The organism is Cohnella luojiensis (assembly GCF_004564235.1).
Lineage (GTDB): Bacteria > Bacillota > Bacilli > Paenibacillales > Paenibacillaceae > Cohnella > Cohnella luojiensis.
Map to the genome: position 1 here is coordinate 22,908 of NZ_SOMN01000025.1, position 12,369 is coordinate 35,276.

Annotated in this window: 11 protein-coding genes; 9 read left to right on the forward strand and 2 right to left on the reverse strand. The window is 51.7% G+C overall.

Features of this window, described 5'->3' with window-relative positions:
* Positions 1-25: 25 nt before the first annotated feature.
* Positions 26-556 carry a MerR family transcriptional regulator gene (locus tag E2980_RS15945; protein ID WP_135153167.1) on the reverse strand — a complete coding sequence of 177 codons (531 nt, stop codon included), beginning with the start codon at positions 554-556 and terminating at the stop codon, positions 26-28.
* Positions 557-781: 225 nt separating this feature from the next.
* Between E2980_RS15945 and E2980_RS15950 the strand changes: the two genes are divergently transcribed.
* The 5 genes from E2980_RS15950 to E2980_RS15970 all read left to right on the forward strand — a co-directional run bounded on the left by E2980_RS15950 (position 782) and on the right by E2980_RS15970 (position 7,838).
* Positions 782-2,320: a bifunctional GNAT family N-acetyltransferase/carbon-nitrogen hydrolase family protein gene (locus E2980_RS15950; RefSeq protein ID WP_135153168.1), complete on the forward strand. Its 1,539-nt coding sequence runs from the start codon at positions 782-784 to the stop codon at positions 2,318-2,320.
* 16 nt (positions 2,321-2,336) lie between these two features.
* Positions 2,337-3,218, forward strand: coding sequence for a carbon-nitrogen hydrolase family protein (locus E2980_RS15955; RefSeq protein WP_135153169.1), 882 nt, complete (start codon positions 2,337-2,339; stop codon positions 3,216-3,218).
* Positions 3,219-3,734: 516 nt separating this feature from the next.
* On the forward strand, positions 3,735-4,034 hold the full coding sequence (locus tag E2980_RS15960; RefSeq protein ID WP_135153170.1) for a DUF6509 family protein: 300 nt from the start codon (positions 3,735-3,737) through the stop codon (positions 4,032-4,034).
* 269 nt (positions 4,035-4,303) lie between these two features.
* On the forward strand, positions 4,304-6,046 hold the full coding sequence (locus tag E2980_RS15965) for an ABC transporter ATP-binding protein (RefSeq protein WP_135153171.1): 1,743 nt from the start codon (positions 4,304-4,306) through the stop codon (positions 6,044-6,046).
* Between the two features lie 34 nt (positions 6,047-6,080).
* Positions 6,081-7,838 (forward strand): ABC transporter ATP-binding protein, encoded by a 1,758-nt coding sequence (locus tag E2980_RS15970; protein ID WP_135153172.1) that lies wholly within the window; start codon positions 6,081-6,083, stop codon positions 7,836-7,838.
* A gap of 288 nt (positions 7,839-8,126) precedes the next feature.
* On the opposite strand, the gene E2980_RS15975 is transcribed toward E2980_RS15970, so the two are convergent.
* Entirely contained in the window at positions 8,127-8,771 is a 645-nt protein-coding gene (locus E2980_RS15975; protein WP_135153205.1) for a LysE family translocator, read from the reverse strand.
* 161 nt (positions 8,772-8,932) lie between these two features.
* On the opposite strand from E2980_RS15975, the gene E2980_RS15980 reads away from it, so the two are divergent.
* Genes E2980_RS15980 through E2980_RS15995 form a run of 4 tightly spaced genes read left to right on the forward strand, consistent with a single transcriptional unit; the run spans position 8,933 to position 12,254 of the window.
* Positions 8,933-10,096 (forward strand): iron-containing alcohol dehydrogenase, encoded by a 1,164-nt coding sequence (locus tag E2980_RS15980; protein WP_135153173.1) that lies wholly within the window; start codon positions 8,933-8,935, stop codon positions 10,094-10,096.
* Between the two features lie 23 nt (positions 10,097-10,119).
* Positions 10,120-10,827 carry a DNA alkylation repair protein gene (locus E2980_RS15985; RefSeq protein WP_135153206.1) on the forward strand — a complete coding sequence of 236 codons (708 nt, stop codon included), beginning with the start codon at positions 10,120-10,122 and terminating at the stop codon, positions 10,825-10,827.
* A gap of 49 nt (positions 10,828-10,876) precedes the next feature.
* Entirely contained in the window at positions 10,877-11,455 is a 579-nt protein-coding gene (locus E2980_RS15990) for an RNA polymerase sigma factor (protein ID WP_240703056.1), read from the forward strand.
* Between the two features lies 1 nt (position 11,456).
* A complete protein-coding gene (locus tag E2980_RS15995) occupies positions 11,457-12,254 on the forward strand; it encodes a hypothetical protein (RefSeq protein ID WP_135153175.1) in 798 nt (265 codons plus the stop codon).
* Positions 12,255-12,369 lie beyond the last annotated feature (115 nt).

Here is a 12,369-nt window from a genome sequence, read left to right on the forward strand (position 1 = left end):
AAAAGTTAATGGTTTTCGTCGATTTTTAGAAGAATGTGCGGAAAAAACCGCGTTTTTTTGCAGGAGCAGAGATTTCGCCCATGGCCGGAAAGCGGAATTCATCTAGCGGCAAGGTCGATTTGACGCCGTTCCCCTGCAAGTTCTCGACGGTAGCGGCCAACTGGGCGACCATCAAGCGCAGCTCGTCCAATTCCGAGCGGTGCTGCAGCACTTGCGCGGACACGACTTCATCGGCTTTCTGGGTTAGCGAGCGCTCGACTTCGCGGATTCGTGAGAACACTTCGTTTTCATCCAGGGAAAATGACACTATCTCGGGCTTGCGAATAGGCTCGGCAACGTCGGGTTCGGGGAGAACGATCTGCTCTAAGGAGCTTCCCTTGTCGACTTGTTCCTTCATATATAGAAGCAGACTGATCTCGCTGTCCGAGAAAACATAGTGGCCAAGGCGGTCCTTCGGAAAGGAAGGGGGAAAATGAGAGGCCCATCTTTTGACGGTTGTTTGACTGACGCCCAGAAGCTCGGATGCTTCCTTTGTTTTCATGGTTTTCACGTTCACGGCAATCACTCCATTCGCAAGTGTTGCTTACTTATTCTAGGTCGACTCCCAGCCCCCTGCGACGCTGACAAAGGAAGTGCCGATTCGCCAAACAAAGTGTTAATACGAGGGGCGCAGCCGCACCGATCCCGCAAAAGATTACAAAACGGCTACAGCGCGATAATAGCGATAAGAAACAATTGGGTACAATAAAGATAAACGATTCATAAAGGGGTCTCTTTCTCTATGACAACCGATCAAATCTCTCAGTTTGAGAAAAAGGTCATTATCCGCAACATCGAACGCGAAGATTTCGATAAAATCATCGAGCTGCAGACAATTTGCTTCCCGAACATGAGTCCATGGAAGAAGGACCAGTTGGAGAGCCATATCCGCTATTTTCCCGAAGGGCAAATCTGCGTGGAATCGGAAGGGGATATTATCGGTTCCTGTTCCAGCCTAATCGTGAATTTCGACGATTACTTGGAGCAGCACACCTATTCGGAAATTACGGACAAAGGCTACATTCGCAACCATAATCCCCGGGGCGGGAACTTGTATGGGATGGAGGTCATGGTGCACCCGGAATTCCGCCGCATGAAGATCGGCCGAAGGCTGTACGAGGCGCGGAAGAGACTGGCGGAGAAGCTTAATCTGAAGAGCATTATCGTTGGGGGACGCATCCCGGGGTATCACAACTATAGCGATAAAATGACGCCGAGAGAGTACGCGGAGGAAGTGCTGCAGCAGAACATCTACGATCCGGTGCTTACTTTCCAGATGATGAACGGCTTCACTCTGAAACGGATCATCACCAACTATTTGTCCGACGATGCGGATTCCAAGAATTTTGCGGCTCTGTTAGAATGGAATAATATCGAATACAGGCCGAGCATCAACAAAACGCATTATAAAATGTCGTTCCCCGTCCGCATCTGCGTCGTCCAGTATATGATGAAGAAGATCGATTCCTTCGAGGAATTCGCCACGCAATGCGAGCATTACGTCGACGTGGCCTCGGACTACAAATCGGATTTCGCCGTCTTTCCCGAGAATTTCACGATGCAGCTGCTTTCCTTCTTGGATGAGCGCTCTCCGAGCTTGGCCGTCCGGAAGCTGACGACTTTTACGACCAACTATATGGAGCTGTTCTCGGAGCTTGCGGTCAAATACAACGTGAATATCGTGGGCGGCTCCCACTTCGTGGAGAACAATAACCGTATTTACAACGTCGCCCATCTGTTTCGCCGGGACGGCACGATCGAGCAGCAATACAAGCTGCATATTTCACCGAACGAGCGCAAGTGGTGGGGCATTAACGGGGGCTCCGAGCTGGGCGTGTTCGAAACGGATTGCGGCAAAATATCGATCCAACTCAGCAGCGACATCGAGTACCCGGAATTGTCCCGGATCGTAGCGGAGGAGGGGGCTCAGATCATCTTCGTACCCTTCAACGCGGAGGATAGACAAACGTTCCTTCGGGTGAAGTACTGCGCGCAGGCGAGGGCGATCGAGAATCAAGTATTCATCGTCACCTCCGGAACGGTAGGAAACTTAACCCACGTCGATAACGTGGACGTTCAGTACGCCCAGTCCGGCATCTATACGCCTGCGGATTTCTCGTTCCCGCGCGACGGCATCGCCGGGGAGTGCAGCGAGAACACGGAAACGGTCATCATGGCAGAGGTAGACATGGAGACGCTGGAGCGGTATCGTAAATCCAACGACGCCTTGTCGTTCAAGGACCGAAGAACCGACATTTATTCCTTGCAAATTCGCTCTTAAACATACAGAGGTGCATATGAAAAAACTGATGATGGCCACCACCCAATACGGACTTACGGATATTCGAGCCGAGGAAGAGTTCTGGGATGGAATCGGATTAAAAGTACGAGAGGCTGCCGAGCGCGGTGCTTCGATGATCGTATTCCCCGAATACATGACCGCTCACTTGCTGAGCTTAGAGCCTTCGATGCTGCACGATGAAGCTTGTCATTATCTCGATCAATTGACGGAGGAATATACTCGCTTCTTCGGAGAGTTAAGCGCGGAATGGAACATAGTCATTCAAGCGGGGACGCATATTTGCAAAGTAGACGACGGCGAATACGCAAACATGGCGTTTCTCTTCTTCCCGGACGGCCGGGTCGAAACGCAGAGCAAGGTGCATCTCACCCCGGAGGAGCAGATTCGCTGGCCTTTGGTCGCGGGCGACGACCTCAACGTATTCGAGACGGAATGGGGCAAGATGGCGATCTTGACCTGCTACGACATCGAGTTTCCCGAACTGGCGAGGGCCGCCGCGCTTCGCGGCGCGGAACTGATTCTATGTCCTTCTTATACCGACAGCGTCTATGGATACCACCGCGTGCGGCATTGCTGCCAGGCGCGTTCCATCGAGAACCAGCTGTTTGTCGTTCTTAGCGGTCTCGTTGGCTCGTTATCCGAGGATCGTCCTCAGGTGGATACGGGGTATTGCCAAGCCGGAGTGTTCACGCCGTGCGACCTCCCGTTTGCGCCGGATGGCATATTGCAGATCGGGGAGGTTAACGAGGACATGACGGTACTGGTCGAAATCGACTTCCACAGGCTCCGTGAGAATCGCGAACGCGGCTCTGTAGCGCCCTTCTATGACCGCCGACCGGATCTGTACGAGCATGAGCATCGGAAGACTCTGCTTTAAGACGGTTTCAAGCCGTTTGACCCCTCCTAAGGGATGGATGGGACAAACGGCTTTTAGTTTGAGGGAAGCGTTACTACTTAGGTCTCCTTGAATCCCCACGGAGAAGAAGTTATCCCGCTTGCTCAGGTGAGGGACGGGGGATGAGGCCCCTACACTGATCTAAGTGTAAAAATGGCAGTAAGAAATGACGAGAAACCCGTCACGGTAAGTCTAAGTGGAAAATGTGCATCTAGATTAGCCACGGCGACCGAGATACGGAATTTTACGTCGAAATAACTGCACTTTATGCAACTAATCATATTTATCGGCACAAACTCGGGAAACTAAGTGTACTTTTTCCACTTAGATTTCAGCTTACTGAACGTAGACTACTTTCACCCGCCGCCCGCTGCGACGATGACAGCCATCGAGCCACCCCGCCAAAAGCGATAAGCCAACGCCAACAAGGCTCCTCGTCGCCGCCGCGGGTTCCGTGTATAATGGGTTCATGGATGCGGAACAGGAAGGATTGAGAATATGCTTACGATTACCGAATACAGCGTGGAGCTGGTTAAGGATCCTTTTCAAATCCTGTCGGGGAAGCGATACGAGTTTCTGCTCGACTTGGATCTCGAGGAGGACGATGAACTATACTCCGCTAACGGAATTGCCATCAAGGCAGTTTACAAAGTAGACGCGGAGCAACAAGGCAGCATCGTGAACTACGATCTCATCGAGAAGTCGACCGGCAAATATCTCGACCTCGACATGGAGGCCGAAGAGGAAGCGGCGCTGGCCGCGTTCTGCCAAGAGCATTACTCCGAAGCCGAAGAATAACACGAGCTTATCCGCTCAATAGAAGAAGAACCTCGGGCTCGTCGCTCGAGGTTCTTCTAGTCACGGTGAATTCAAACGTATTCCGTAAATTATTAAGAAAATAGCATGCATACGCGAACGTTTGTTTGGTATAATGAACAAATCCCCTGCTCTCAATCGGTGGGACCACGATAATAGATGTTACTTTTTAACGTAGACGCGGTTCGAATGGAATTGTAAAATCAGGTAGTAACGATTGAAATTGGAAAAAAGGAACAGAGGTGAGCGTCATGTCTTTCGTGCTTCGATTGAAGTGGTTTTTCAAGGAACGATGGGGGAGTTATGCAGTCGCGATCTGCCTAATGACCGCAGTTAGTTTGTTATCCATGATCCCGCCGCAACTCATCGGGAAGACGATCGATCAAATTAAGGATGGAACGTTAACGTCCTCGGGATTAAACCAATCCGTTTTTCTGCTCGTCGGTTTGGCTTTGATCATGTACCTCATGGTCTACATATGGATTACGACCCTGTTCGGTAATTCCATTCTCATCGAGATGGTTCTCAGGTCTAGGCTGCTTAAGCATCTCACGAAAATGACGCCGGCTTTCTTCCAGCGCAACAGCACGGGTCAATTGATGGCTCTGGCCACCAACGACGTACTAGCGATTGGACAGACGGCTGGATATGGCGTCATGACGCTGGTTAATACTTTGGTAGGCGCCTCGGTCGTCATCGTGATGATGTCCACCTTCATCAGCGTGAAGCTGATGCTTGCCGCCTTGGTGCCGTTACCGCTCCTTGTACTGGTCATCAGTAAGCTCGGCAACCAGGTGCGGGTCCGCTTTATGGCTGCGCAGGAATCCTTCGGCCGCATGAACGATCACGTACTGGAGTCCATCTCCGGCATACGCGTCATTCGTTCCTATGTGCAGGAAAACCATGATCTTCGGGCTTTCGATCGGATGACGACGGACGTAATGAATAAGAATAAACGGGTATCCGTGGTGAATGCGTTATTCCAGCCTCTGATCTCGATCATCGTTGGGATCAGCTATTGCATCGGAATCGGATATGGTTCTTACTTGGTATTCCATGACGAGATATCTCTCGGTCAGCTTGTTTCCTTCAACATCTATCTTGGGATGCTGATCTGGCCCATGATTTCATTCGGCGAATTCATCAACGTCCTGCAGCGGGGAAGCGCTTCGGCCGACCGGTTGCAGACCGTCCAGGCCGAGCAAGCGGATCTGAAGGATTCGCCAGACCCCGTGCATATCGAAGTCCCGACCTCGATAGAGATGAAGGGACTAACGTTTACCTATCCGACAGCGAATCAACCTAGCTTAATTAACGTTTCGTTCCGGATGAGTCAAGGGGAGACGCTTGGCATCGTCGGAAAGACCGGCAGCGGGAAAAGTACGCTTCTGAAGCAACTGCTTCGACAATATCCGGTCGACCGGGAGAAGCTCTTCCTCTCTCATGTTCCCGTTGAAGACATAGCCATAGACCAGATGAAACGTTGGGTGGCTTACGTTCCGCAGGAACATCTGCTGCTATCGAAGTCCATCCGCGATAATATCGCGCTAGGCAAGCCGGGGGCGTCTCCGGAAGAGATAGCGCGCGCGATCGAGATGGCATCCTTCACGCAGGATATCGCCCAGATGCCGGAAGGACTGGATACGATAGTCGGGGAGAACGGCGTTATGCTGTCCGGAGGACAGAAGCAGAGGTTAGCTATTGCTCGCGCATTGTTGTTGGACTCGGAAATCCTGCTCTTGGACGATTCCTTGTCCGCCGTTGACGCCAGAACCGAGAGCCGGATCATTCATCAGATCAGGCAAGAGCGTACCGGCAAGACGACATTGATCACGACTCACCGGTTGTCCGCGGTCAGCCATGCCAACTGGATTCTCGTGCTCGAAGGTGGCCGGATCAGGGAAGAGGGAACGCATGAGCAGTTGATGCAGCTCGGAGGCTGGTACAAGGAGCAGTGGGAGCGCCAGCAAATGGAAGCAAGTCTAGAGGAATAATATCGATTAAGCCCACCCGAAGAAGGAGGCCCTTATGAATCCCACGCGATCAACGTCGAGCAGGCTGTTTTCCTACGCCCTCGTCTACAAATACCGGATTATAGGCGCGATCGCGATACTGTGCTGCGCGGTAGGCGCCGAGCTTGGCGGACCCTATATCATTAAGACGATCATCGATCAGCATCTCTCGAATCCAACCAACGAAATAGAACCCGTGCTTGGGTTGCTTGCCCTCTTTATCGGATTGCTCTTACTGGCAGGCTTCAGTAACTTTACGCAATCTTACATTCTGCAATCGACGGCGTTAAGAATTATCAAGAACATGCGAATGGATCTCATGCGGCATATCCAGCGCATACCGCTCCGTTACTTCGACAACACGCCGATCGGGCAGGTCGTTTCGCGAATCGCCAACGACACCGAAGCGATCCGCGATTTGTTCATGAGCTTCATGGCCACCTTCGTCGTGAGCTTCATTCAATTGATCGGTATTTTCACGGCGTTATTTATCCTGGATGCGCAGTTGGCCTTGTACACCTTGATGCTTCCGCCATTATTCGCGATTATCATGTACGTCCACCTGAAATATTCGAAGAAATACATTACAATCATGCGCGCCCGGTTAAGCGACATGAACGCCATGATTAACGAATCGATCGCCGTCATGCCGATCATTCAAGCGTTTCGCCGGGAGAAGCACATGCTGGAAGAGTTCGAAGTCCTTAACAACGACCGGTACGTGAACCAAGTCAAGCAATTCCGGGTGTTCTCCCTATCCTCCCGTAATATCGTGGGAACGATCGGAAGCCTGGTCACGGCATTCGTCATCTGGTATTTCGGTAAAGCTTCGCTAGTAGAAGCCACGCTTTCGTTCGGGGTGTTCTACGCGTTTATCGATTACTTGGGCCGCGTGTTTCATCCGATTATCGGAATTTTCGACCAGCTTACCAATGCCCAGAGAGCGTTCGTCTCCGCGGATAAAGTATTCGCGATTCTGGACATGGAAGGCAAGGACGTGGAAGACGCCGGACAAATCAGCCGACCGCAGGGCGTAGTGAAATTCGATGACGTTACGTTCGCCTACAATGAAGGGGATAATGTTCTTAAAGGCATTTCCTTCGAGGCGCGCAAAGGCGAGACGGTGGCGTTAGTCGGCCATACGGGCTCCGGGAAGAGCTCGATCATCAACTTGCTGCTCGGCTTCTATGAACCGGGCGAAGGCAAGATCACCATCGACGGAACCGATATTCGCTCCTTCTCGAAGCAGACTTTACGCAAGCATATGGGCATCGTATTGCAGGATCCGTATCTGTTCGCAGGAGACATCAAGTTCAACGTAAGCCTGTACAATGAGGAGATCACGATAGACCGGGTGAAAAAAGCGCTGGCGGACGTCGGTGCGGCATCCTTCATCGAACAGCTTACTCACGGCTACGACGAGCAGGTGGTGGAACGGGGCAGCACGCTTTCCTCGGGCCAACGGCAGCTCATTTCCTTCGCTAGGGCGCTAGCATTCGACCCGTCCATCCTCATTCTCGACGAGGCGACCGCCAGCATCGATAGCGAGACGGAAGGCTTGATCCAGCGAGCGCTCAAGGTCGTGAGCGAAGGCCGGACGACGCTTATCATCGCGCATCGGTTGTCCACGATCCGAGACGCGAATCAAATTCTCGTGCTGCATCGCGGAGAGATCGTCGAACGCGGCAATCACGATCAGCTCATGGCACTCGGCGGCCGTTACTACAAGATGTACCAGCTGCAAAAAGGAGAAAAAGCTTCTTTGCCGGTTTAGGCGAAGAAGTTTTTTTTAGCCGAAACGGTCATTTTGGCCACCTCACACGTTCACTGTGCCAATATCGCATTTGATACTGTCATTTTGACCGTCTTGACGCCCAAACTAGGCATCGATGTTTCAATTTGCACGCCGAAACGGTCATTTTGACCACCTCACACGTTCACTCAGCCAATATCGCATTTGAGACGGTCATTTTGACCGTCTGGACTATGAAACGTTCATCCTGCGTTGAAGCCATGCCTATGATTGTACGTCTGTGTTTCCAAAGGTTTCTCCCTGAGCCCGTTAATCCAGAATATCCGTCAGTCCGCCGTAAAATACTTTAATGGCGAAGTAGAGGAACAGCAGTGCGGACAAGAATGAGAGTACCTTGACCATCGATTTCTTGAAGAAAGCACCGGACAAGCTGCTCATCCAGGCAACGGTGAACGACCAGGCCAATCCGGCAACGAAAAATCCGGCGATAAAGTACGCTAAACCCCCTTGTTCCTTGATGTTCGAGCCTGCGATGATGGGGCCGGCAACGAAGGCGAACCAAGCGATGACCGTTGGCGAAGCCATGGCCAAACCCACCCCCGCTACCCAGTCGCGGAATAGAGGGCGCTCCACGACGACGGTTTGGTCCGTATCCAGACTTTTCGCGCGCCACGTCTCCCTAAGCATCTTGTAAGTAAGGTAGAACAGCACGACGGAGCCTACGATCCACATGATCCATTTTACGACCGCGTATTCGAAAATAACGCTAACCCCGAGCAGAGCGAGCGAGAGATAGAACAAATCCCCGAAACAAGACCCGAATCCGATCATGAAGGAGGGCTTGAAGCCTCGTTCCATTCCGGTTTTCATAATGGCGACGTTCACCATTCCAAGGTCGAAGCAAAGCGATAAAGAAAACAAAAATCCTTCCAAAAAAGCGAGTACGGCGAACATCTGCATCCCTCTGGCACGTTTTATCGACTATTGTAACTGAATTTCCCTTGTTACCGCACCCCTTTTTTTCTGAAAACTCACCCGAATGTGCTAGTCCTCCCCGAGAATGGTACACTAAGGATCAGAACGTAAACTTATTGTGCCTAGGAGGGAATAAGAGCATGAACGCATTTGAATTATACAACCCAACCAAGATCGTGTTCGGAGCGGACAAAGTGGGACAGTTAGGCGCGTTAGTTCAACCATACGGTAAGCGGATCCTGCTCGTATACGGCGGAGGAAGCATCAAGAAATCGGGGCTTTACGACGACGTATTATTCCAACTGAACGGGATAGGCGCAACGGTCCGCGAGCTTTCGGGCATTGAACCGAATCCGCGGCTGACGACGGTGAACAAGGGAATCGAAATATGCCGCGCGGAAAAAATAGAGTTCGTTCTCGCGGTCGGAGGCGGCAGCGTCCTCGATGCGGCGAAAGCGATCGCGGCAGGTGCTTTGTACGATGGTGACGTATGGGATTTCACCGTGCACAAGGCGATCATCCAAGAGGCTTTGCCGATCGGGACGGTATTGACGCTCGCAGCAACCGGCTCGGAGATGAACGGCAATGCCGTCATCTCCAACTGGGAGACGAAACAGAAGCGGGCATTCGGCAGTAAGCTCGTCTATCCGAAATTCTCGATCCTGGATCCCAAGCTAACTTATACGGTGCCCGCGAACCAAACGGTTAACGGCATTGTCGATATCATGTCCCACGTTTTCGAGCAATACTTCAGTTTGACGACGGACATCCCGTTGCAAGAAAGGTTCGCGGAATCGATTCTCCTCACGGTCATCGAGAACGGCGAGAAGGCAATCGCCGACGGAACCGATTACGATGCCCGGGCTAATCTGCTGTTGGCCGGCACCTATGCCTTAAACGGAACGCTTCCTACCGGCGTGACGCCCGACTGGGCTACGCACGGGATCGAGCACGAGGTGAGCGCGATCTACGATATCGCTCACGGCGCGGGCTTGGCGATTATTTTCCCGAATTGGATGAAGTACGTTTACCAAGAGCGGGTTGGCAAGTTCGTGCAATTCGCGGTACGCGTATGGAACGTCGACCCGAGCGGCAAGAGCGACGATGAAATCGCTCTGGAAGGCATCGAGGCGACCCGCGCGTATTTCACGCGGATCGGCGCACCGGCCACGCTCGGCGAGCTGGACATTAACGACGAGCATCTCGACCGCATGGCCGAAGAGGCCACTCAATTCGGTCCGATCGGCTCCTTCAGGCAGCTGACGAAGGAAGATGTGAAGAGTATTCTGGTTGCAAGCCTGTAAGGAACGGAGAGGTTCAGATGACGATTACGCTGGACGAAGTGATGGATAAGCTGAAGGAAATGGGCACCGAGCAGACGAAGATGACCTTTCTTCGTCATGGTGCCCAAGAGCCTTTCTTCGGAGTTAAAGTCGGCGACATGAAGAAGCTGGTCAAGGACGTGAAGAAGAATCAGGATGTGGCGCGAGCGCTTTACGCAACGGGGAATAGCGACGCGATGTATTTGGCGGGTTTAACCGTGGATCCAAAGACGGCCACTAAGGAAATGCTGCAAGAGTGGGTAAAGCAGGCTTACTGGCACATGATTTCGGAGTACACCGTGGCATGGATAGCCGCGGAAAGTCCCTATGCGGTCGAGCTAGCCCGAGAGTGGATCGAATCCCCGGACGAGCAGATCGCGACTTGCGGGTGGAGTACGTACGCGAATTATATTTCGATCACGCCTGATAACCAATTGGATTTAGAGGAGATTGGCGCTCTCATGCGTCGTATCGAAGACGGCATCCACGAGGAGCGGAATCGGGTCAGGTATAACATGAATGCTTTCATTATCGCAGTAGGGGCCTATGTGGTTCCGCTAGTCGGCGAGGCGTTCAGAATCGCGGAGAAGATCGGAAAGGTCAGCGTTAATATGGGCCAGACCGCGTGCAAAGTCCCTCTCGCAACCGAGTATATCGAGAAAATCGAGCAGATGGGCAAGACCGGCAAAAAGAAAAAGACTTGTATCTGCTAAGGTAGACAGATTAGAGCATCCCCGCACGGGGATGTTTTTTTTGCGTAAAATGGAACTTTCGAGCTCCTATGGTGTCTATTTGCATGAGGTGAATCGGTTGGATGAGGAATATCTAATGGATGCGATGGCTCTGGAGGATGGGCAGCTCGAGCATCTGATAAACGCCCACTGGAGCGATGTATGGAATTACGTATATATGATGACTCGTAATCGAGATACGTCGGACGATCTTACCCAGGAGACGTTTATCCGAGCTTTTCGTTCGCTTTCGTCGTTTCGAGGGCAGTCCTCTTATCGTACATGGTTAATTCGGATTGCCCGGAATCTGACGCTTAATCATAGACGCTCCGCTTTTTTTCGCAAGATAGTATTAATGGGGGATGTTGTTGCCAGCCGTGAAACGGCATCGGCCGAAGCGGAGTTTATGCAGCGGCAAAGAGTTAATGAAATATGGAAGTACATCTTCCAACTCCCCGTTAAAATGCGTGAGGTGCTTATTCTGGAAGCGAAGTATGGCATGTCCATTAAAGAGATAGCGGAGCTGCTAAGCCTCCCCGAGGGGACGGTCAAATCGAGGCTGAATCGAGCGAGAAGCCAAATGATTCAAAGGCTGAAGGGAGAGTTGTGAGATGAGCGATTCCATTCGACCGGAATGGTACGGGAGATTGGCGGACGGACCTATACGGCAAGCTGCGCCAAGCATCTCCCAATTACAAGCGATTATGAAGGGTTCAATCCATAGAAGATCCAAAAGAAAGTTGATTTGGTCTATAACCATCGCAACAGCCGTGTTGATCATGCTTATTGCGAGCGGGATATACGGTTTCTATGAAGATCGCCGCTCCGATATCAAGCAGGCTACGATTCCGCAATCCACAGAATGGTTCGACGTACAGCATGCGGTGGAGAATTTCAGACGATTTCCAGCGGGTCAAATGGATGTCCAGCATGTCGTCCCGGTGAGCGATGGCGTCCTCGTGTTCTACCAACGATTCTTCAAGGAAAACGAAACGGATATTTCCGTCGAATACATGCGCAAGACTATTTGGGGGTGGAAATGGATTCATGGCGGAGGTATGAGCGCATCCTACGGTAACAGCCGTATGTCTCTGTTCTTTGAATATCATCCAAGCCCGGACGTTTTTCTGCATACCCGAACGCCATTTCCAATATTGTATGGTACGATTGTAGGTGAAGCAACGAAGGTGATGATCACGGGGCGGCAAGGATTCAAAGTTGAAGCGACGGCATTCCCCTCCGAAAAGCAGATTGGATGGTTCGCTTACTTGCCTGAATCAGCCGGTAACCCAATAAACATTCAAGCGATAGGATCTGACGGGCGCGTGATCGAGGAGAAGTCGCTGGATACGAAGGAATATACCTCTGGAATTCCTAAAGCAAGCGAGGGAACCCTCGGCCAAAAATAAAGGACGGATGCGCAGTGGAAGTGAAACCAATCGTAATAACAGGTCATAAAGTAGAATTAATGCCAATGGAAGCCGGGCATATCGAAGGCCCGACGTCAAATCTCGTTTGGAGGAG